Source organism: Pseudomonas benzopyrenica, from assembly GCF_036884265.1.
In the GTDB taxonomy this organism is placed as follows: domain Bacteria; phylum Pseudomonadota; class Gammaproteobacteria; order Pseudomonadales; family Pseudomonadaceae; genus Chryseomonas; species Chryseomonas benzopyrenica.
On record NZ_CP145723.1, the window covers coordinates 764,462 to 784,473 of the forward strand.

Annotated in this window: 17 protein-coding genes; 10 read left to right on the plus strand and 7 right to left on the minus strand. The window is 68.5% G+C overall.

Translation table 11 applies throughout. The features are described from left to right. Positions 1-5 precede the first annotated feature (5 nt). The 4 genes from ettA to modC all read left to right on the plus strand — a co-directional run bounded on the left by ettA (position 6) and on the right by modC (position 4,302). Positions 6-1,670, plus strand: coding sequence for an energy-dependent translational throttle protein EttA (gene ettA / locus V6W80_RS03570; RefSeq protein WP_338545860.1), 1,665 nt, complete (start codon positions 6-8; stop codon positions 1,668-1,670). 124 nt (positions 1,671-1,794) lie between these two features. Next, entirely contained in the window at positions 1,795-2,547 is a 753-nt protein-coding gene (gene modA / locus V6W80_RS03575; protein WP_257704481.1) for a molybdate ABC transporter substrate-binding protein, read from the plus strand. A gap of 4 nt (positions 2,548-2,551) precedes the next feature. After that, positions 2,552-3,229, plus strand: coding sequence for a molybdate ABC transporter permease subunit (modB, locus tag V6W80_RS03580; protein ID WP_160924064.1), 678 nt, complete (start codon positions 2,552-2,554; stop codon positions 3,227-3,229). Beyond that, positions 3,226-4,302 (plus strand): molybdenum ABC transporter ATP-binding protein, encoded by a 1,077-nt coding sequence (gene modC, locus V6W80_RS03585; protein ID WP_160924063.1) that lies wholly within the window; start codon positions 3,226-3,228, stop codon positions 4,300-4,302. The genes modB and modC overlap by 4 nt, the downstream gene beginning before the upstream one ends. Here modC and V6W80_RS03590 read toward each other — a convergent pair. Next, entirely contained in the window at positions 4,294-5,220 is a 927-nt protein-coding gene (locus V6W80_RS03590) for a LysR family transcriptional regulator (protein WP_160924061.1), read from the minus strand. The genes modC and V6W80_RS03590 overlap by 9 nt on opposite strands. A 137-nt stretch (positions 5,221-5,357) precedes the next feature. Here V6W80_RS03590 and V6W80_RS03595 point away from each other — a divergent pair, with 137 nt between their 5' ends. Continuing rightward, entirely contained in the window at positions 5,358-6,254 is an 897-nt protein-coding gene (locus tag V6W80_RS03595; protein ID WP_257704476.1) for a DMT family transporter, read from the plus strand. Here the strand turns inward: V6W80_RS03595 and V6W80_RS03600 are convergent. Both V6W80_RS03600 and V6W80_RS03605 read right to left on the minus strand, forming a co-directional pair. Continuing rightward, positions 6,227-7,159, minus strand: a complete 933-nt coding sequence (locus tag V6W80_RS03600) for an acetamidase/formamidase family protein (protein ID WP_338545861.1) — start codon at positions 7,157-7,159, stop codon at positions 6,227-6,229. The two genes, V6W80_RS03595 and V6W80_RS03600, sit on opposite strands and share 28 nt — an antisense overlap. Positions 7,160-7,185: 26 nt before the next feature. After that, positions 7,186-8,568: an APC family permease gene (locus V6W80_RS03605; RefSeq protein WP_338545862.1), complete on the minus strand. Its 1,383-nt coding sequence runs from the start codon at positions 8,566-8,568 to the stop codon at positions 7,186-7,188. 154 nt (positions 8,569-8,722) lie between these two features. On the opposite strand from V6W80_RS03605, the gene V6W80_RS03610 reads away from it, so the two are divergent. Together V6W80_RS03610 and V6W80_RS03615 are read left to right on the plus strand one after the other, a co-directional pair. Beyond that, a complete protein-coding gene (locus V6W80_RS03610) occupies positions 8,723-9,487 on the plus strand; it encodes a LuxR family transcriptional regulator (RefSeq protein WP_338545863.1) in 765 nt (254 codons plus the stop codon). 90 nt (positions 9,488-9,577) lie between these two features. Then, positions 9,578-10,048 carry a DUF1348 family protein gene (locus V6W80_RS03615; protein ID WP_160924054.1) on the plus strand — a complete coding sequence of 157 codons (471 nt, stop codon included), beginning with the start codon at positions 9,578-9,580 and terminating at the stop codon, positions 10,046-10,048. Positions 10,049-10,174: 126 nt separating this feature from the next. On the opposite strand, the gene V6W80_RS03620 is transcribed toward V6W80_RS03615, so the two are convergent. Together V6W80_RS03620 and V6W80_RS03625 are read right to left on the minus strand one after the other, a co-directional pair. Beyond that, entirely contained in the window at positions 10,175-13,285 is a 3,111-nt protein-coding gene (locus V6W80_RS03620; protein ID WP_338545864.1) for a multidrug efflux RND transporter permease subunit, read from the minus strand. Beyond that, a complete protein-coding gene (locus tag V6W80_RS03625) occupies positions 13,285-14,436 on the minus strand; it encodes an efflux RND transporter periplasmic adaptor subunit (protein ID WP_338545865.1) in 1,152 nt (383 codons plus the stop codon). The genes V6W80_RS03620 and V6W80_RS03625 overlap by 1 nt, the downstream gene beginning before the upstream one ends. A 150-nt stretch (positions 14,437-14,586) precedes the next feature. Between V6W80_RS03625 and V6W80_RS03630 the strand changes: the two genes are divergently transcribed. The 3 genes from V6W80_RS03630 to glsB all read left to right on the plus strand — a co-directional run bounded on the left by V6W80_RS03630 (position 14,587) and on the right by glsB (position 17,589). Next, complete coding sequence (locus V6W80_RS03630) at positions 14,587-15,282, plus strand: response regulator transcription factor (protein ID WP_017639084.1); 696 nt, start codon at positions 14,587-14,589, stop codon at positions 15,280-15,282. Beyond that, positions 15,283-16,599, plus strand: a complete 1,317-nt coding sequence (locus V6W80_RS03635) for an ATP-binding protein (RefSeq protein ID WP_338545866.1) — start codon at positions 15,283-15,285, stop codon at positions 16,597-16,599. It begins immediately after the preceding gene. A 75-nt stretch (positions 16,600-16,674) separates the two neighbouring features. Then, positions 16,675-17,589 (plus strand): glutaminase B, encoded by a 915-nt coding sequence (gene glsB, locus V6W80_RS03640; RefSeq protein WP_218186729.1) that lies wholly within the window; start codon positions 16,675-16,677, stop codon positions 17,587-17,589. On the opposite strand, the gene V6W80_RS03645 is transcribed toward glsB, so the two are convergent. After that, positions 17,586-18,470: a hypothetical protein gene (locus V6W80_RS03645; protein ID WP_338545867.1), complete on the minus strand. Its 885-nt coding sequence runs from the start codon at positions 18,468-18,470 to the stop codon at positions 17,586-17,588. The genes glsB and V6W80_RS03645 overlap by 4 nt on opposite strands. A gap of 86 nt (positions 18,471-18,556) precedes the next feature. Then, a complete protein-coding gene (gene cls, locus V6W80_RS03650) occupies positions 18,557-19,996 on the minus strand; it encodes a cardiolipin synthase (protein ID WP_338545868.1) in 1,440 nt (479 codons plus the stop codon). Positions 19,997-20,012: the final 16 nt, after the last annotated feature.

Consider the following 20,012-nt stretch of genomic DNA (forward strand, 5'->3'; position numbering starts at 1 on the left):
CTCCCATGGCTCAATACGTCTACACCATGCACCGGGTCGGCAAGGTCGTGCCGCCCAAGCGTGAAATCCTCAAGAACATCTCCCTGTCGTTCTTTCCCGGCGCCAAGATCGGCGTGCTCGGTCTGAACGGCGCGGGCAAGTCGACGCTGCTGCGCATCATGGCCGGCGTCGATACCGAGATCGAAGGTGAAGCGCGGCCGATGCCCGGTATCAATGTGGGTTATCTGCCGCAGGAACCGAAACTTGATCCCGAGCAGACGGTTCGTGAGGTGGTCGAGGAAGCGGTCGGCCAGATCAAGCAGGCTCAGGCCCGCCTGGACGAGGTCTATGCCGCCTACGCCGAGCCGGACGCCGACTTCGACGCCCTGGCCGCCGAGCAGGCCAAGCTGGAAGCCATCCTCCAGGCCGCCGACGGCCACAACCTGGAGCGCCAGCTGGAAGTCGCCGCCGACGCCCTGCGCCTGCCGGCCTGGGACGCCAAGGTCGGTGTGCTCTCCGGTGGCGAGAAGCGCCGCGTGGCGCTGTGCCGCCTGCTGCTGTCGGCCCCCGACATGCTGCTGCTGGACGAACCCACCAACCACCTGGACGCCGACTCGGTGGCCTGGCTGGAGCATTTCCTCCACGACTTCCCCGGCACCGTGGTGGCCATCACCCACGACCGCTACTTCCTCGACAACGTCGCCGGCTGGATCCTGGAACTGGACCGCGGCCAGGGCATCCCCTTCGAGGGCAACTACTCCGGCTGGCTGGAATCCAAGGCCGCGCGCCTGACCCAGGAAGCCAAGCAGGAAGCCGCCCACGCCAAGGCCATGAAGGCCGAACTGGAATGGGTGCGCTCCGGCGCCAAGGCCCGCCAGTCCAAGTCCAAGGCCCGTCTGCAGCGCTTCGAGGAAATGCAGTCCCAGGAATTCCAGAAGCGCAGCGAGACCAACGAGATCTATATCCCTGCTGGTCAGCGCCTGGGCGACAAGGTCATCGAGTTCAAGAACGTCAGCAAGGGCTACGGCGATCGCCTGCTGATCGACGACCTGAGCTTCGTGGTGCCCAAGGGCGCCATCGTCGGCGTCATCGGTGGCAACGGCGCGGGCAAGTCGACCCTGTTCCGCATGATCATGGGCAAGGAGCAGCCGGATTCGGGCAGCATCGAGATCGGCGACACCGTGCAACTGGCCAGCGTCGACCAGAGCCGCGAGAACCTGTCCGACACCAAGACCGTCTGGGAGCAGGTCTCCGACGGCTCCGACGTGATCAAGATCGGCAACTACGAGGTGCCTTCGCGCAGCTACGTGGGTCGTTTCAACTTCAAGGGCGCCGACCAGCAGAAGTTCGTCAAGGACCTCTCCGGCGGTGAGCGCGGTCGTCTGCACCTGGCGCTGACCCTCAAGCAGGGCGGCAACGTGCTGCTGCTGGACGAACCCTCCAACGACCTGGACGTGGAAACCCTGCGCGCCCTGGAAGACGCCCTGCTGGACTTCCCCGGCGCGGCCATCGTGATCTCCCACGATCGCTGGTTCCTTGACCGTATCGCCACCCACATCCTCTCCTACGAGGATGACTCCAACGTGGTGTTCTTCGAAGGCAACTACACCGAGTACGAAGCCGATCGCAAGAAGCGCCTGGGCGAGGCCGCGGCCCAGCCCAAGCGGGTCAAGTACAAGAAGCTGGCGTAAGCGTCCGCCGAAACGCCGCTGGGGAAACCCAGCGGCGTTTTCTTTTGTCTCGTTGCTGCGGGAGGCCTGAACGTTGTTTTCAGTGCCGTCAGCCTCACGCCCAACCCCTGATGGAGAAAACCCGATGCTGTCTAGCCGTTCCCGCCTGTCGCTGCTGCTCTCCGCGGCCCTGGCCACCCCCGCCCTGGCCGACGAGGTCCAGGTGGCCGTGGCCGCCAATTTCAGCGCGCCGCTCAAGGCCATCGGCGAGCAGTTCACCCGGGACACCGGTCATCAGCTGGTGATTTCCAGCGGCGCCACCGGCCAGCTCTATACCCAGATCAGGAACGGCGCGCCCTTCGCGGTCTTTCTCTCTGCCGATGACACCACTCCGGCCAAGCTGGAAAGCGAAGGCGCGGCGGTCAAGGGCTCGCGCTTCACCTATGCCATCGGCACCCTGGCGCTCTGGTCGCCCAAGTCTGGCTATGTGGACGGCGAGGGCGCGGTACTCAAGCAGAACGCCTTCACCCACCTGGCCGTGGCCAATCCCAAGACCGCGCCCTATGGCCTGGCCGCCACTCAGGTGCTGGCCAAGCTGGGCCTGACCGAGGCGGTGGCGGCCAAGCGGGTCGAAGGCCAGAACATCACCCAGACCTACCAGTTCGTCGCCACCGGCAATGCCGAGCTGGGCTTCGTCGCCCTGTCGCAGATCTACCAGGACGGCAAGATCAAGGAAGGCTCGGCCTGGATCGTGCCGGCCGCGCTCTATGAGCCGATCCGCCAAGACGCCGTATTGCTGGACAAGGGCCAAGAGCAGCCGGCGGCCAAGGCGCTACTGGCCTATCTCAAGGGACCCCAGGCGGCCGCGGTGCTCAAGGCCTACGGCTACCGGCAGTGATCCCATGACCCTGAGCGCGGCGGACTGGGCGGCGATCCGCCTGACCCTGGAACTGGCCAGCGTGACCACGCTGCTGCTGCTGGTGCTGGGGACGCCCCTCGCCTGGTGGCTGGCACGCACCCGCTCCCGGCTCAAGGGGCCCGTCGGCGCCCTGGTGGCCCTGCCGCTGGTCTTACCGCCCACGGTGATCGGCTTCTACCTGCTGCTGGCCATGGGGCCGGAAGGCTGGGTGGGGCAGTTGACCGAAGCGCTGGGCCTGGGTCGGTTGCCCTTCACCTTCGCCGGGCTGGTGGTGGGTTCGCTGTTCTATTCGCTGCCCTTCGTGGTGCAGCCGCTGCAGAACGCCTTCGAGGCCATCGGTCCACGTCCCCTGGAAGCGGCGGCTACCCTCAGGGCCGGCCCCCTGGATACCTTCTTCCATGTGGTGCTGCCGCTGGCGCGACCGGGCTTCGTCACCGCCGCCATCCTCGGCTTCGCCCATACCGTGGGCGAATTCGGCGTGGTGCTGATGATCGGCGGCAACATCCCCGGGCGCACCCAGGTCGTCTCCACCCAGATCTTCAATCACGTGGAAGCCATGGAATATCCCCAGGCGCACCTCCTCGCCGGCGGCATGCTGGTCTTCTCCTTCGTGATCCTGCTGCTGCTCTATGGTCGCCGCGGGCGGTCGGCCTGGACATGAGTCTCGCGGCGAGATTCCAACTCGCGCACCCGGGGTTCACGCTGGACGTGGACCTGGCGTTGCCCGGCAGCGGCGTCACCGCGCTGTTCGGCCCCTCGGGCTCGGGCAAGACCAGCTGCCTGAGGTGCGTGGCCGGCCTCGAAACCGCGGCCCGCGGTAGCCTGGTGGTGGCCGGCGAGACCTGGCAAGACAGCGAACGCGGGCTGTTCCTGCCGCCGCACCGGCGCGCCCTGGGCTACGTCTTCCAGGACGCCAATCTGTTCGAGCACCTGGACGTGCGTCGCAATCTACTGTTCGGCTGGAGGCGGGTGGCACCGGGCGACCGGCGGCTGGCGCTGGAACAGATCGTCGAGCTGCTAGGCATCGAAGGACTGCTTTCGCGCATGCCGGCGCGCCTGTCTGGCGGCGAACGCCAGCGGGTCGGCATCGCCCGAGCGTTGCTGACCAGTCCGCGCCTCCTGCTCATGGACGAGCCCCTGGCGGCGCTGGACGCCGAGCGCAAGGCCGAGATCCTGCCCTACCTGGAACGCCTGACCCGAGAGCTGGCGCTGCCGATCCTCTATGTCAGCCACGCCCCCGACGAGGTGGCGCGGCTGGCCGATCACCTGGTGCTGCTGGAGCGGGGCCGGGTGCTGGCCAGTGGGCCGACCACCGAGGTATTGGCGCGCCTCGACCTGTCCATCGCCCTGGCCGAAGACGCCGGAGTGGTGCTGGAAGGGCGGGTGCTCGGCCATGACCCGGACTACGGCCTGCTCAGTCTGGGCCTGCCGGGCGAGCAGCGCGTATTGCTCGCCCATGCGCCGCTGCCGTCCGGGCAGGCGCTACGCATCAAGGTACTGGCGCGAGATGTCAGCCTGAGCCTGGAACGCCAGCACAGCAGCATCCTCAATGTGCTGCCCGCTACCGTCGCCGAGATCGCCCCGACCCGCTCGCCCGCCCAGGTGCTCTTGCGCCTGGACCTGGGCGGTACGGCGCTGCTGGCGCGGATCACCCGTTATTCGCTGGAGCGCCTGACGCTGCAGCCGGGCAGTCGGGTCTGGGCGCAGCTCAAGTCGGTGGCCGTATTAGCCTGAAGCTGCCGCAGGCCGGAGTCGCTCCAGCAGAAAATCCACCAGCACCCTGACCGCTGCCGGCAGCTGGCGATCCGGTGGATAGAGCAGCCAGGCGGTGCCCTGGTAGGGACCGAGGTATTGCCAGTCGGGCAGTACCCGCAGCAGGCTGCCGTCGGCCAGACCGGCTTCGGCGGCAAAGGCCGGCAGGCAGGCGATGCCGAGGTCGGCGAGGGTGGCTTCCAGGCGCACGCCGCTGTGATTGCAGGCCAGGCGGCCGCGCACCGTCACGCTTTCCACCCGGTCGCCGCGGCGCAGTTGCCAGCGCTGGTCGCCCGGAGTTTCGCCCAGGTACAGGCAATCGTGTTCGGCCAGTGCCTGGGGCTGCTGCGGCGTGCCGCGCCCTTTTAGATAGGCCGGGCTGGCGCAGAGCACGAAGTCCATCTCCCGCAGCGGTCGGGCGACGAAGCCGGCAGGCGGCTGCTCGGTGATGCGCACCAGCAGATCCTGGTCGTCGGCGATGGGGTCCAGCGGGCGGTCGTCCAGGCGCAGTTGCAGATCCACTTCGGGATAGCGCTGGAAGAAGTCCGGCAGCAGCGGCGCTATCAGCCGGTAGCCGACCGCCTTGGGCACCGCCAGCCGCACCTGGCCGCGAGGTTCTTCGCGGTGCTGCAGGCCACTGTCCAGTGCCGCGCCGGCGGCGGTTAGCAGTTGGCGGCAGTGGCCAAGCACCTCGCGGCCGGCCTCGCTCAGGCGCAGCTGGCGGGTGGTGCGCTGCAACAGGCGCACGCCCAGCTCCCGCTCCAGCCGCGCCACCTGGCGACTCACCGCCGAAGGCGTGGCGTCCAGCAGCCGGGCGGCGGCGGTGAAGCTGCCGGTCTCCACCACCTTGGCGAAGGCGACCATGCAGGGCAACAGGGGAAGGGCGCGCAGAAGGTCCATGCCGGAATCCATGGGAAGCAATGGGGCCGGGAAGACTGTCATTGCTTCCCCAGCGGAACAAGAGCTATGCACGCGAACGGGCTTATGGTGCCTACCTAGGGCGGGCACACTGGCGGCCTGTCCAAGGAGAAACCGTCATGTCGCAACGCCCCACCTTCGGCCTCGCCGAAGGCCTGCTGCTCGCCACCGCCCTGGTCTGGGGGACCAGCTACGCCGTGGTCAAGGACGCCGTGGTGCTCTATCCGGTGCTGGGCTACCTGGCGCTGCGTTTCTGCCTCACCGCGGCGCTGTTGCTGCCCACTCTGAGGGGCGAGGGCCGACGGGCCTGGCGACCAGGAATACCGACCGGTCTGTTGCTATTGGCGATCTTTCTCGCCGAGACCTATGGCGTGGCCCTGACCAGCGCCAGCAACGCCGCCTTTCTCATCAGCCTCTGCGTGGCCCTGACCCCCTTCGCCGAATGGTGGCTGCTCGGCCAGCGCCCCGAGGCCCGTGCCCTGGGCGCCGCGACGCTGGCGGTGGCGGGCGCCGGGCTGCTGACCCGTGGGGTGACCCTGAGCTTCAACCTGGGGGACGGCCTGATCCTGCTGGCGGCCGTATTGCGCGCGGTCAACGTCTGCGTGGTGCGCCGGCGCCTGCAGCAGGCCAGTGCCCCGGTGCCGGCCCTGGCGCTGACCGCGGTGCAGACCGGCGTGGTGGGCCTGGCCTGTCTGCTGCTGTTCGTCCTGGGCCCGGGTCTGGCGCCGCTGCCCATACAGCCAGGCTTCTGGCTCGCCACCGGCTACCTGGTGCTGTTCTGCACCCTGGGCGCCTTTCTCGCCCAGAACTATGCCCTGGGCCGCACCAGCGCCACCCGCGTCGCCCTGCTGATGGGCGCCGAGCCGCTGTTCGGCGCGCTGTTCGCCAGCTTCTGGCTGGACGAACGCCTGGGCCTCTGGGGCTGGCTGGGCGGCCTGCTGATCGTCATCGCCTCGCTGTGGGGGACGTTGCCGCGGCGGGCGCCAGACTATTCGAACACGATCCGCGGGAAATAGAAGCCAACCACCCAGTTGGGCACGTCGACGATCTCGCTGATGCGCAGGTCGCCACAGACCGAACAGAGCAGATAGGCCTGTTCCGCCGGCAGGTTGCGGGTCTGCCCGAGCCAGTCGATGGCGCCGCTGACGGCCATGCGCGCCGCAGCCAGCAGGTCCGGCCCGACGCCGGTGAAGACCTCGTAACCCGCGCCGTCCAGGTGGCGGGTGACCGGCCCCGGGGTGCTGAAGCGCGGCATGGCCAGCGGCTGCTGCTTGATCAGCTCGAAGGTCGCGGTGACCGCCATGGCGGTCTCGATGGCGGTGCCGCAGACCTCACCATCGCCCTGGGCAGCATGGGTATCGCCGATGGAAAACAGCGCTCCGGCTACCTCCACCGGCAGGTAGAGGCTGGTGCCGGCGGCCAGGTCGCGGATATCCAGGTTGCCGCCCACCCGCCGCGGTGGCACCACCGAGTGCAGACCTGGCGCAGCAGGAGCCACCCCCAGGGTGCCGGCGAAAGGCTTGAGTGGGACCCGCGCCAGCTCGCCGAAGGCGGCCGGTGTCTGCCCGCCGCGGTCGTAATGCCAGAGCTGCAGCACCGGGTCCGGAAACTGGTCGGCGAGCAGGCCGAAGCCGGGTATGTTGGCGGTCCAGCCAAAGCCGCTGGGGGTGAAGCTGTCCAGCGTCACCTTGAGTACATCACCGGGCTCGGCACCCTCGATCCACAGCGGGCCGCAGACCGGATTGACCCGCTCGAAGGGCAGGGTGGCGACGTCGGCGGCGCTGGAGTGGGCGTGGAAGTGGCCGTCCGCCGCGTCACGGCAGGCAAAGCTCACCGTCTCGCCCGGCGCGACCTCCAGCGCCGGGGCGAGGCTGTGATCCCAGCCACAATGGCAGTGCTGGCTGTGCAGGGTCTTGATCATCGGGAGCCTCCGCGGCGGGTCTGTGCCTAATGGACGGCGTCGTTCGCCTTGAATTCCGTGGTCCGGCCGCTGAGCCTGAGGAAGGCCAGCACGGCCAGACCCAGCACCATCCAGCAGCTGCCGCCGACCTTGGCGTAGATGTCGGCGTTGAACAGCACATAGGCCAGTACGATGAAGCCGAGCAGCGGGACCAGCCCATGCAGCAGCGGGCGCTCGGCGCCGCGGTGGTGCCAGGCCACTGCCACATGCAGGAGCAGGAAGGCGGTCAGCGCACCGAAGTTGCACATGGAGGCGAGCAGATTGATCTGGCCGACAAAGAACAGGCCCAGTCCCAGGCTCAGCGCTGCCACCAGCAGGATGGCGCGCTGGGGCACTCGGGTCACCGGATGGATCTGGCGCAGGAACTGCGGCAGCTGGCGGTCGCGGGCCATGGCGAACAGCAGCCGGGAGGTGGCGGCCTGGGCCACCAGGGCATTGGCGATGGCGGCACCGATGGCCACCGCCAGGGCGATCACCACCTGCAGCCAGGGGCCGGCGATCAGTCGGCCGATCTCGTAGAAGGCGTTGTTCGAGGCATCGGCGTCGGGGTACTGGATCAGGTTGGGTTGCAGCAGGGCGGCTAGCCAGGTCTGCACCATGAACAGCGCGGCCACCAGGGTCAGGGCCAGTAGGGTGGCGCGACCCACCACGCGGCTGCCGCCGCGGGTTTCTTCGGAGAGGGTGGAGATGGCGTCGAAGCCGAGAAAGGACAGCACCGCCACCGACAGGGCGCTGAAGATCAGCGGCAGGGAGAATTCCTGGGAGTTGTACAGCGGCTTCAAGGTCCATTCGGCGCCGTTGACCCCGCGGCTGATGGCCAGGGACGCCAGCACCACGAACACCAGCAGCACCGCCAGCTGGCCATAGAGGAACAGCCGGTTGGCGCGGGCGGTGGTCTCGATGCCACGCAGGTTGACCAGGGTGTTGAGGCCGACGAAGAAAACGATCCACAGCGGCTGGGGAATGGCTGGGATGACGTTTGCCATGGCGTTGGCGCCGATCACATAGAGCAGGGTGGGTACCAGCAGGTAGTCGAGCAGGATGGCCCAGCCAGCAAGAAAGCCCAGCGCCGGATGCAGGCCGCGACCGACGTAGGCATAGACCGAGCCGGCCACCGGAAAGGCGCGCGACATCTGCTGGTAGCTGACCGCGGTGAACAGCATGGCGACGAAGCCGATGAGGTAGGTGAGGGGCACCATGCCATGACTGGCATCGAACACCCCGCCAAAGATGGAGAAGGGGGCGATGGGCACCATGAACACCAGACCGTAGATCAGCAGGTCCTTCAGCCCGAGCTGGCGCTTGAGTTCCTGGGTGTAGCCGAAGCGGGCGAGGTCGGCGCTGTCGCCGGACGGAGCGTGCTGAGTCATGGGGGCTTCCTCGAAGGGGCGGGGTAGGCTCGACTCTAGGCCAGGGTGGACGCTGGCCCCATCCATAAAAGTGCTAGGTTTGCAGCAGCGCTGTCGTGACTGGCAGAACCTTTGCTTCGCGTTCCCCATCGTGATCCAGGGGAGGAGCTCCAAGATGCATGCCGATCTGCTCACCATTAGCCGCCGCCTCGTCGGATTGCCCACGCTCGACGCCTGTCTGGATACGGTGCAGGCCAGCGCTGATCGCCTCGGCTGCAAGGCGCTGATCTACGACTACGCCCCGGTGCCGCTGAGCCACGAGGGGGTGCTCATCACGCCCTCGGTGTTCAAGGTGCGCAACGCCCCGGCGGACATGCAGGCCTTCTGGTGCGAGCGCGGCTATTACCAGATCGATCCGGTGCAGCAGTGCGCCAGCCGGCGCGCGGCACCCTTCGTCTGGTCGTTTCGCAGCGAAACCCGTAGCGCCCTGCGCGAGTATCTGGGTGACAGTCATCGGCCGGTCACATGCTATGTGCGGGACAGCGGCCTCGCTACCGGGGTGACGGTACCGCTGCACCTGCCCGGCGGTGCATTCGCCACCCTGACCGGCATCCTCGATGCCGATGCCCCGGACGCCGAGGCCGCCGGCGAAGCCTGTCTAGGCGCCTTTCTGGTCCTCGCCCATGCCTTCCAGGCCCGCGCCGACGAATTGCTCGCGCCCGCCGAGCGGCGCTGCGGCCAGATCCGCCTGACGCCGCGCGAGCGCGAATGCCTGCAATACTCGGCCAAAGGCCTGACCGCCAAGCGCATCGCCGCGACCCTCAACCGCTCCACCGCCACGGTCAACCTGCACCTCAACTCCGCGGCTCGCAAACTGGGGGCGCGCAACAGGGTCGAGGCGGTGGTGCGGGGGTTGCACTATCGGCTGGTGGAGCTCTGAGTAAACTGGCCAGATCCGTGGGGTGATCGACCTTGTGCCACCCCCGCTGCGGCCTGACACTGGGGCCTCATCTGCCAAGGAGAGTCCCCCATGAGCGCTGCCCGTCCCCCCGTTCCTCCCTTTACCCTGGAGTCCGCCCAGCAAAAGGTCCGCGCCGCCGAAGACGGCTGGAACAGCCGCGATCCGGCCAAGGTGGCCCTGGCCTATACCGCCGACAGCCGCTGGCGTAATCGCTCGGATTTCCTCCAGGGCCGCGCCGCCATCGAGGCCTTTCTCACCCGCAAGTGGCAGCGCGAGCACGAGTACCGGCTGATCAAGGAACTCTGGGCCCATGACGGCGCGCGCATCGCCGTGCGCTTCGCCTACGAATGGCGGGATGAAGACGGCCAGTGGTACCGCGCCTACGGCAACGAGAACTGGCACTTCGACGACCAGGGCCTGATGGCCGAGCGTCACGCCAGCATCAACGACCTGCCGATCAGCGAGGCCGAGCGGCTGTTCCACTGGCCCCAGGGGCGGCGGCCGGACGATCATCCAGGGTTGAGCGAGCTGGGGTTGTAAGACTTGGATAGGGCGTAGCCTGGACCGGGGCGTTGCCTTGTCCACCGGGTGCGGCTGTAGGTCTCGGTGGAAAACGCGATGGATGACCCGCCGCGAAGGCTGGCCATCCGCGACAGCAGGTCGGATCTAGTCAGGACGCTGCTCCGGATTGCGCCGCAACCGCCCCACCACCCGCAGCACCAGCACGAAGAACACCGGCACGAAGACCAGCGCCAGGGTGGCGCTGAGCATGCCGCCGATCACCCCGGTGCCCACCGCCTGCTGGCTCGCCGAGCTAGCGCCGGTGGCCAGGGCCAGGGGGACCACGCCGAGGATGAAGGCCAGCGAGGTCATGACGATGGGCCGCAGGCGTAGCCGGGCGGCACGGCAGGTGGCCTGGTACAGGTCCAGGCCGCCGTCGTGCAGGCTCTTGGCGAATTCGATGAGCAGGATGGCGTTCTTCGCCGTCAGGCCGATCACCGTGATCAGGCCGACCTTGAAGAAGACATCGTTGGGCATGCCCCTCAAAGTCACCGCCAGCACCGCGCCGAGCACCCCCAGGGGCACCACCAGCAGCACCGCGGTGGGAATCGACCAGCTCTCGTAGAGGGCGGCGAGGCAGAGGAACACCACCAGCAGCGACAGCCCCAGCAGCACCGGTGCCTGGCCGGCGGAGAGGCGTTCCTGCAACGACAGCGCCGTCCACTCCAGGGCGAAGCCCCGCGGCAGCTCCGCGGCCAGGCGTTCCAGTTCGGCCATGGCCTCGCCGGTGGTGTGACCGGGCAGCGGCTCGCCGGACAGGCTGATGGCCGGATAGCCGTTGTAGCGCGACAGTTGCGCCGCACCCTGGGTCCAGTCGGCGCTGACGAAGGCGGACAGGGGTACCATGCGCCCGCGCTCATTGCGCACCTCCAGGCGCAGCAGGTCGTCCACCTGGCTGCGGGTGTCCAGTTCGGCCTGGACGATCACCTGCTGCATCCGGCCGCGATTGGGAAAGTCGTTGACGTAGCTGGAGCCCAGAGCGGTGCCCAGGGTTTCGCCGAGGGCGGCGAAACCCACTCCCAGGGCGGCGGCCTGGCGGCGATCCACCACCAGTTGCACCTGGGCGCTGTCGGCCAGGGCCGTTTCCCGCACGTAGGCGATGATCGGATTGCCCGCCAGCTTGGCCTGCAATTCATCCCGCGCCGCCTTGAGCGCCACCTGGCCGCGATTGGACCTGTCCTGCAGGCGCACCTCGAAACCGCTGGAGGTGCCCAGGCCTTCCACCGGCGGTGGCAGCACGGCGAAGCCCTGGGCCTCGCTCTCGCCGGCCAGGGCGGCATTGGCGCGCTCGGCGATGGCCGCGGCGGAATCGGCCGGGCCGCGGGCGGACCAGTCCTTGAGGGTGGTGAAGGCCAGGGCGGCGTTCTGGCCGCTGCCGGAAAAGCTGAAGCCGAGCAGGACGAGATCGTTGGCCACCCCCGGCTCCTCGGCGTAATGGCGCTCCAGGCGTTCGATCACCTTGAGGGTGCGCTCCTGGGTGGCGCCGGGCGGCAGCTGGATGTCGGTGATCAGATAGCCCTGATCCTCGGTGGGCAGGAAGGCACCGGGTAGCCGGCCATAGAGCGCTACCAGGGCCGCCAGCAGGACGGCGAACAGCACGAGATTGGGCAGCAGGCGGCGGATGGCGCGGGCCACCCAGCCCTCGAAACCGCCGGTCAGGCGCTCGAAGCCCCGATTGAAGGCGCCGAAGAAGCTGCCGCGGGCATGGGCGCCCTGGGCAATCGGCTTGAGCAGGGTGGCGCACAGCGCCGGGGTCAGGCTCAGGGCGAGAAAGGCGGAGAAAAGGATGGCCACCGCCATGGACGCCGAGAATTGGCGATAGATGACGCCGACCGAGCCGCTCATGAAGGCCATGGGCACGAAGACCGCGGTCAGCACCAGGGTGATGCCGACGATGGCGCCGGAGATCTCGCCCATGGCCTTGCGGGTGGCCGCGCGGGGATCGAGGCCCTCCGTGGCCATGAGTCGCTCGACGTTCTCCACCACCACGATGGCGTCGTCCACCAGGATGCCGATGGCCAGCACCATGCCGAACAGGGTCAGCACATTGATCGAATAGCCCAGCGCCAGGAGCACGGCGCAGGTGCCCAGCAGCGCTACCGGCACCACCAGGGTCGGGATCAGGGTGTAGCGCAGGTTCTGCAGGAACAGGTACATCACCGCGAACACCAGCGCCATGGCCTCCAGCAGGGTATGGATGACCTGGGTGATGGAGATCTCGACGAAGGGCGCCGTGTCGTAGGGGATGTCGTATTTCATCCCGGGTGGAAAATACTGGGACAGCTCGGCCAGCTTGGCGCGCACGGCCTGGGCGGTGGCCAGGGAGTTGGCGGTGGGTGCCAGCTGCACCCCCACCGCCACCGAAGGCTTGCCGTCCAGCCGCGTGCCGAAGTTGTAGCTCTGGCTGCCCACTTCGATCCGGGCCACGTCGCCCAGGGTCACGCTGGAACCGTCGGCTCCGGCGCGCAGCAGGATGCCGGCGAACTCCGCGGGGTCGCTGAGCTGGCCCTTGATCAGCACCGGCGCGGTCAGTTCCTGGCCAGCGGGGGCCGGTAGCTCGCCAATACTGCCGGCCGCCACCTGGACGTTCTGCTCGGCGATGGCCCGGGTCACGTCCGCCGGGGTCAGGCCGACCGCCACCAGGCGACTGGGATCGAGCCAGACGCGCAGGGCGTGCTCGGCACCGAACAGCTGGGCCTTGCCCACGCCGTCCAGGCGGCGCAGTTCGTTGACCACGTTGCGCGCCAGGTAGTCGCTCAGGGCGGTGGTGTCGAGGCGCTCGTCGGTGGCGGAGAGGGTGACGAACATGAGGTAGCCGGCCGAGGTCTCCTCGATCTGGATGCCCTGCTGGGTGACCGCCCGCGGCAGGCGCGGCTCCACCACCTTGAGGCGATTCTGGATGTCCACCTTGGCCAGTTCCGGATCGGTACCGGGTTGGAAGGTCACGGTCAGGGTGGCGCTGCCCTGGCTGCTGCTGGAGGAGAAATAGAGCAGGTGATTGACGCCATTGAGTTCCTGTTCGACGAGGCTGACCACGCTCTCGTCCAGGGTCTGCGGCGAGGCGCCCGGATAGGTCAGGTACAGCTCGATCTGCGGCGGCGCCACATTGGGGTACTGGGCCACCGGCAACTGCGGGATGGCCAGCAGCCCGGCGAGCAGGATGAACAGCGCCACCACCCAGGCGAACACCGGGCGGTCGATGAAGAAGTTGGCCATCAGCGCACCTCCGCCGTGGCGGCCTGGGCTTCCTGGGGTTCCACCACCAGGCCCGGCTGCGCCTGTTGCAGACCGGAGAGCAGTACGCGCTCACCGGCGGCGAGGCCGGACTCCACCACCCAGCGACCTTCGACCACCGGGCCCAGGCGCACCTCGCGCAGGGCGATCTGGTTTTCGGCATCCACCACCCAGACCTGGGCCCCGCCATCGACGCTGCGCTGCACCGCCTGCTGGGCGACGCTCAAACCCTGGTCGAGGCGCGCCTGCTCCAGGCGTACCCGCACGAAGCTGCCCGGCAAGAGGTCGCGTCGTGGATTGGGAAACTGGCTGCGCAAGGTGATCTGCCCGGTGTTGGCGTCCACCGTGAGATCGGCGAACAGCAGGCGGCCGCTCTCGGGGTAGGGGCTGCCATCCTCCTGCAGCAGCGTCACCCGTGCCTGATCCGGCGCCACCTGCTGCAGCCGGCCGTCCCTCAGGGCATCGCGCAGCGCCTTGAGCTGGCGGGTCGACTGGGTGACGTCGGCATGGATGGGATCCAGCTGCTGGATGATCGCCAGGGGCGTGGCATCGCCCTGGCCGACCAGCGCGCCCTCGGTGACCAGCGCCTTGCCGATGCGCCCGGCGATGGGCGCGGTGACCGTGGCATAGCCCAGATTCAGCCGCGCCCGCTTGAGCGCCGCCCGGGCCGCCGCCACCTCGGCCTCCGCCTGCAGGCTGGCGCCACGCGCGTTGTCCTGCTCCTGGCGACTGATCGCCTCGCTCTCGACCAGTGCCGCATAACGCTCGGCCAGGCGCCGCGCCTGGAAGGCGCTGGCCTCGGCCTTGCGCAGGGCGGCGGCGGCACTGTCCACTTCGGCTTGCAGCGGCGCCGGGTCGATGCGGAACAGCACCTCGCCGGCCTTGACCTCGCTGCCCTCGCGAAACACCCGCTGCAGCACGATGCCGGCGACCCGTGCCCGTACTTCCGCGGTCCGTGGCGCCACCAGGCGGCCACTCAATTCACTGGCGATGGCCAGGGGCTTGGGGTGCAGGGTCTCCACCTGCACCCTGGGCGCGGGCGGGGCGGCGGCTTCCTCGGCCGGACGGTCGCAGGCGGCGAGCAGCAGACAGAGCAGCACGAGGCTGCCGAGGGCAGGGCGGATCGGGGACATCGGGGCTTCCTCCAGAAGAGCGTCATGGTAGGCGCTTCGCGCAAGCCGCCCTGTAAACGTCTGTAGGTCTCTTGTGAAAGAGTGTTAAGGCCTGCGCCCGCCGATGCTGCGCTCGGCTATGCTCGGGCTTTGCCGCCATGAAGAGCTGCCGTGATCCCCTTGCTCATCGTCGAAGACGACGCCGCCCTGGCCGACCTCATCGCCACCTACTTGGGTCGCCAGGGCTATGCCGTAACCGTGATCGGCCGTGGCGACGAGGCCCTGGCCGCGGTGCAGCGACTGCGCCCGCAGCTGGTGGTGCTCGATGTCATGCTGCCGGGGCTGGATGGCCTGCAGGTCTGCCGCCAGCTGCGCGCCGCCCAGCCGGGCCTGCCGATCTTGATGCTCACCGCCTTGGACGACAGCCACGACCAGGTGCTGGGGCTGGAGATCGGTGCCGACGACTACGTCAGCAAGCCTTGCGAGCCGCGGGTGCTGCTGGCGCGCATCCGCACCCTGCTGCGCCGCTGCCAGCTGGGCGAGGTGGCCACCGATGATCGCCTGGTTATCGGCCAGCTGCGGTTGCTGCCGGGCGAGCGCCAGGTCTGGTGGCGCGACCAGCTGGTGGAGCTGTCGTCCACTGAATTCAACCTGCTGGCAGTCCTCATGCGCCATGCCGGCGAGGTGCTCAGCCGCGACCAGCTGATCCAGCAACTGCGCGGCATCGAATTCAACGGCGTCGACCGCTCGGTGGACGTGGCCATCTCCAAGCTGCGCCGTCGTTTCGAGGAGCATCCTGGCGAAGCGCGACGGATCAAGACCGTCTGGGGCAAGGGTTATCTGCTGTCTCGCGCCGAGTGGGAATAGATGCTCAAGATCCTCGTCCGCCTCTACCTCATCCTGCTGGTGACCTACGGCGCCGCCAGCTACCTGGTACCCGAGGCGCTGCTCAAGGTGTTCGACGAGCGTTACAGCCGCTATACCCTGGAGCAGTTGCACGGTCCGCTCAGCCTGGTTCAGCGCGCCTTCACCACCACGCCGCCGGAGCGCTGGCCGGCGCTGCAGGACGAACTGGCCGCGGAGCTGGCGCCCATCAGCCTGCGCCTGGTCCCGCGCGACGATCAGGCCCTCAGTCTGGAGGAGCGCGCAGACCTCGCTGCCGGCCAGCGACGGGTACGCCTGGGTGACTATGGCGAACCCAGTGCGGCCCTGGTGCCGCTGCCGGCAGATCAGGTGCTGTGGATCGGCATCCCCGAGGCGCCCACCGACATCGCCCTGACCTATTGGGCGATGAACGCCCTGATCGGCGCCGCCTTGCTGATCTGTCTCTATGTCTGGCTGCGCCCGCACTGGCGCGACCTGGAACGGCTGCGGCGTACCGCGGCACGGCTGGGCAAGGGCCATCTCGGCGAGCGTACGGCCATCTCGCCACGCTCGGACATCGGCGAGCTGGCGCGGGCCTTCGATGACATGGCTCAGGAGCTGGAGGCGCTGATCGTCCAGCAGCGCGACCTGCTCAACGCCGTCTCCCACGAATTGCGCACGCCCTTATCGCGTCTGGAATTCGGCCTGGCGCTGCTGCAGGCCGATCCGCTGCCGGCCGAGACCCAGCGGCAGCTGGAGCAACTGGTCCGCCACGTCCGCGAACTGGATGCCCTGGTCGACGAACTGCTGTCCTTCGCCCGGCTGCAGAGCAGCCAGCAGCCCCCCGAGCGCCTGAGCCTGGACCTGAGCGCCTTTCTCGACAGCGTGCTGGCCGACTTCACCGAAGAACAGGAACGCCGCGGCGTCGAGGTGCACCTGGAATTCGCCGCCGCCCCGGCCCGCGCCGAACTGGCACCGCGCCTCACGGCGCGCGCCCTGCAGAATCTGCTGGGCAATGCCTTGCGCTATTGCCAGCGCGAGGTCTGGGTGACGGTTCGCGGTGAGGGCCATGAGCTGCTGATCGCGGTCGAGGACGACGGTGAAGGTATTCCGGCAAGCGATCGCGAGCGGGTCTTCGAGCCCTTCTACCGGCTGGATCGCAGTCGTGATCGCGCCACCGGCGGCTTCGGCCTGGGCCTGGCCATCAGCCGTCGCGCGGTGGAAAACCAGGGCGGTCGCCTGGACCTGGCCGCCGGCACGCGGGGCGGTGCCCGCTTCGAGATCCGTCTGCCTCTGCCGCCGCGCGCGGGGCTCGCCTGAGGGCGCCGCGGCCCCTACACTGGCGCCCCCGTCCGCTTCGGAATCGCTATGCCAGAGCCCTTCGATCGCCATCAGCTGCAGCCTCTGCTCGACCGCATCGCCGCCGCCGCGCCGCGCCACTTCGGCGAAGGTGAAGTGGCCGACTACATCCCGGCCCTGGCCGAGGTGGCGCCGGATCAGTTCGGCATCGCCGTCTGTGACATCAACGGCAAGGTCTGGCGTGCGGGTGCGGCCGATACGGCGTTTTCCATCCAATCGATTTCCAAGGTGCTCAACTTGGTGATCGCCATGCAGCGCCTGGACGAGCCGGACATCTGGACCCGCGTCGGCCGCGAGCCGTCCGGCCATGCCTTCAATTCCATGGCCCAGCTGGAAGAAGAGAAGGGCGTGCCGCGCAATCCCTTCATCAATGCCGGCGCCGTGCTGGTCTGCGAACTGCTGGTGTCACGCATCATGTCCATCCACTGGATGATGCGTGAGCAGGCGCGGCGCCTGGCCGGCAATCCAGCCATCAATTTCGACGACCGGGTAGCCCGTTCGGAGATGGACCATAAGGCGCGCAACGCCGCCCTGGCCTATCTGATGAAGGCCTACGGCAATCTCCACAGCGAGGTGAACGACGTCCTCGACGTCTATTTCCATGGCTGCGCCCTGGCCATGAGCTGCAGCGACGTGGCCAGGGCCTTTGCCTTCCTGGCCAACGGTGGGGTCAATCCCCAGGATGGTCAGGCGGTGGTGACCCCCCAGCAGACGCGTCAGCTCAATGCCTTGCTGCTGACCTGCGGCCTCTACGATGCCGCGGGCGACTTCGCCTGGCGCGTCGGCCTGCCGGGCAAGAGCGGGGTCGGGGGCGGCATCGTCGCCATCGTCCCGGGGCAGATGAGCATCTGTGTCTGGTCGCCGCGGCTGGACAGCTATGGCAACTCGGTGGCCGGCCTGCGCGCCCTCGAAAGTCTGGTCGAGGGCCTTGGGGTGGCGCCGTTGGGCTAGTAGGCCATGGACAGGCTGAGGGTCACCTGGGGCACCACGCCGTCGGTCTCGCCCTCCGGACCGCTCAACTCGCGCAGGGCACCGTCGCGGTAGAGCGCCAGGGCCTCGGCCCGAGCGCTCCAGCGAGTGTCGCCCCAGCGGAACGGTTGCTCCAGCGCCAGGCCGGTGCGGGCATAGAGGCGGTCTCCGGAATCCGGTCCGTAGAAGCCGTTCCAGCCCACCCCCAGGGCACTGGGGAAACTCAGGCGCAGACCGCCTGGGGTGAGATCCAACCCCGGCTCCAGGCTGCCCTGGGTATAGAGACCGCTGTCGCCCTGGGTGCGGGTGGTCACCGCCAGCCCCGGGCGCCAGGCGCCCAGGCCCGTATCGGCCTGATAGGCCAGGGTCAGGCTGGCCTCTTGCGTGGTGGCGGCGACGTCGTTGGGGCTGCTCTTGACCGTGTAGACGAAGCCGACCCTCAGACCCTCGGCTGGTGACACCACAAGGCCCAACAGGTTGTTGCTCTCGTACCAGCGCCGCGGGCTGACCCGTTCCTCGCTGGAAGGGCTGTGCAGGCCATTGCTGCTGCTGAACACCAGCCAGGCATCGGCCACGCCGTCGCTTCCCTGGTGCAGATCCAGCGCGAAGCCCGCCTGCAGGTGCAAGGGGATGCGGTCGAGGCTGGCGGCATCGTCATCGTAGTTGCCACGGGAAAAGTCACCGTTGCGCACGTCCACGCCCAGTTGCGGATGGAACCGCCCGGACGTTTCGCTGACCTCCACGCTGCCCAGGGCGGCGTCTTCGCTCTCGATGGACGGCACGCTGCGTGGCGCGGCGGTGGCCTCCAGGGCCAGACCGCCCGCCAGCAGGCAGACGCAACGCAGCGGCGAAAAGGATGGCATGGCGGGCGACTCCGGGGGCGCGGGGCGCTCCGGGTGAGGCGCCATGAGGCATCGGACCGGGCCGTCGCAGAGCGGGTTCCGGGGTTCTAGAGCACCGGCGAAAACACCCGCGCCACGCGCATGGCCACCCGCCGCCAGCGGCGCAGGGCGGCGTTGTCCTCGGGGGTGAGTTCGCGGGAGCGACTGAAGTCCTGCTCCAGCATCTTGCGCACCTCCCAGGCGAAGGGGACGTCCATCACCATCACCATGACCTCGAAGTTGAGGCGGAAGGAGCGGTTGTCCAGGTTGGCGCTGCCCACCGCGGCCACGTCCTCGTCGATCAGCACCACCTTCTGGTGCAGGAAGCCCGGACCGTAGCGGAACACCCGCACCCCGGCATGCACCGCCTCGAAGGCATAGAGGTAGGACGCGGCATAGACCACCTTGTGGTCCGGTCGCGAGGGCAGGAGGATGCGCACGTCGACCCCGCGCAGGGCGGCCAGGCGCAGGGCCGCCGAGACGGCTTCGTCGGGAATGAAATAGGGCGTGGTGATCCAGACCCGGTGGCGCGCCGAATGGATAGCCTCGACGAAGAACAGCGAGCAGGTCTCCTGGTCGTCCGCCGGGCCGCTGGGCACCACCTGACAGAGCACCCCGCCGTCCTCGTAGCGTTCCGGCAGCAGCAGGGTGGGCAGCCGCCGGGTCACCCAGTACCAGTCCTGGGCGAAGGTCTCCTGCAGGGTGGCCAGGGCCGGGCCGCGCAGTTCCAGATGGGTATCGCGCCAGGGCGCCAGGGGCGGCTTGAGGCCCATGTATTCGTCGCCGACGTTGAGCCCGCCGGTGAAGCCCACCTCGCCATCCACGATCACGATCTTGCGGTGGTTGCGGAAGTTGACCTGGAATCGGTTGATCAGTCCGCGGCGGTTGCTGAAGCCCTTCACCTCGCACCCGGCCTCGCGCAGCTTTTCCACATAGGCGCGCGGCAGGGCATGGCTGCCGATGGCGTCGTACAGCAGAAAGACCTGGACTCCAGCGCGGGCGCGGTCGAGCAGGGTGTTCTGCAAGGCCAGACCGAGGGCGTCGTCGTGGATGATGAAGAACTGCACCAGCACCACCTTCTGCGCCCCGCGGATGGCCGTGAGGATGGCGGCGAAGGTCTCCTCGCCGTTGATCAGCAGCCGCACCTGGTTGTTGGCGACGCAGGGGGTGCCGGTGAGGGCGGTCATGGCCTTGAGCTTGCGGTTGGCCGCGCTGCACTGCTGGGCGGCCATGGCCTCGGCGATCCAGGGCCGCCAGTCCAGCTCGGCGGCCTGGCGCGCCATCTCCTCGTCGGCCTGGCGCCGTGCCTTCACATAGCTGTCGAAGCGGCGCCGGCCGAATACCAGATAGGGAATCAGGCTGAGCAAGGGCATGAACACCAGCGCCATGGCCCAGGCCATGGCGCCCTGGGCGGTGCGCACCGTGATGATGGCGTGGATCGCCGCGCTGATGCCGATCAGTTCGAGGACCAGGGCGATGTAGTGGAGATCGAGGGGCAGGGATGGCACGCGGGCGGCTCTCTTC

Excerpts from the sequence above, each read along its gene's own strand:
- V6W80_RS03625 (WP_338545865.1), bottom strand. The coding sequence starts at position 14,436 with ATGTCCCCGATCCGCCCTGCCCTCGGCAGCCTCGTGCTGCTCTGTCTG.
- V6W80_RS03610 (WP_338545863.1), top strand. The coding sequence starts at position 8,723 with ATGCATGCCGATCTGCTCACCATTAGCCGCCGCCTCGTCGGATTGCCC.
- V6W80_RS03645 (WP_338545867.1), bottom strand. The coding sequence starts at position 18,470 with ATGCCATCCTTTTCGCCGCTGCGTTGCGTCTGCCTGCTGGCGGGCGGT.
- modB (WP_160924064.1), top strand. The coding sequence starts at position 2,552 with ATGACCCTGAGCGCGGCGGACTGGGCGGCGATCCGCCTGACCCTGGAA.
- modC (WP_160924063.1), top strand. The coding sequence starts at position 3,226 with ATGAGTCTCGCGGCGAGATTCCAACTCGCGCACCCGGGGTTCACGCTG.
- V6W80_RS03620 (WP_338545864.1), bottom strand. The coding sequence starts at position 13,285 with ATGGCCAACTTCTTCATCGACCGCCCGGTGTTCGCCTGGGTGGTGGCG.
- V6W80_RS03635 (WP_338545866.1), top strand. The coding sequence starts at position 15,283 with ATGCTCAAGATCCTCGTCCGCCTCTACCTCATCCTGCTGGTGACCTAC.
- V6W80_RS03590 (WP_160924061.1), bottom strand. The coding sequence starts at position 5,220 with ATGGACCTTCTGCGCGCCCTTCCCCTGTTGCCCTGCATGGTCGCCTTC.
- V6W80_RS03595 (WP_257704476.1), top strand. The coding sequence starts at position 5,358 with ATGTCGCAACGCCCCACCTTCGGCCTCGCCGAAGGCCTGCTGCTCGCC.
- V6W80_RS03605 (WP_338545862.1), bottom strand. The coding sequence starts at position 8,568 with ATGACTCAGCACGCTCCGTCCGGCGACAGCGCCGACCTCGCCCGCTTC.
- V6W80_RS03600 (WP_338545861.1), bottom strand. The coding sequence starts at position 7,159 with ATGATCAAGACCCTGCACAGCCAGCACTGCCATTGTGGCTGGGATCAC.
- ettA (WP_338545860.1), top strand. The coding sequence starts at position 6 with ATGGCTCAATACGTCTACACCATGCACCGGGTCGGCAAGGTCGTGCCG.
- V6W80_RS03615 (WP_160924054.1), top strand. The coding sequence starts at position 9,578 with ATGAGCGCTGCCCGTCCCCCCGTTCCTCCCTTTACCCTGGAGTCCGCC.
- modA (WP_257704481.1), top strand. The coding sequence starts at position 1,795 with ATGCTGTCTAGCCGTTCCCGCCTGTCGCTGCTGCTCTCCGCGGCCCTG.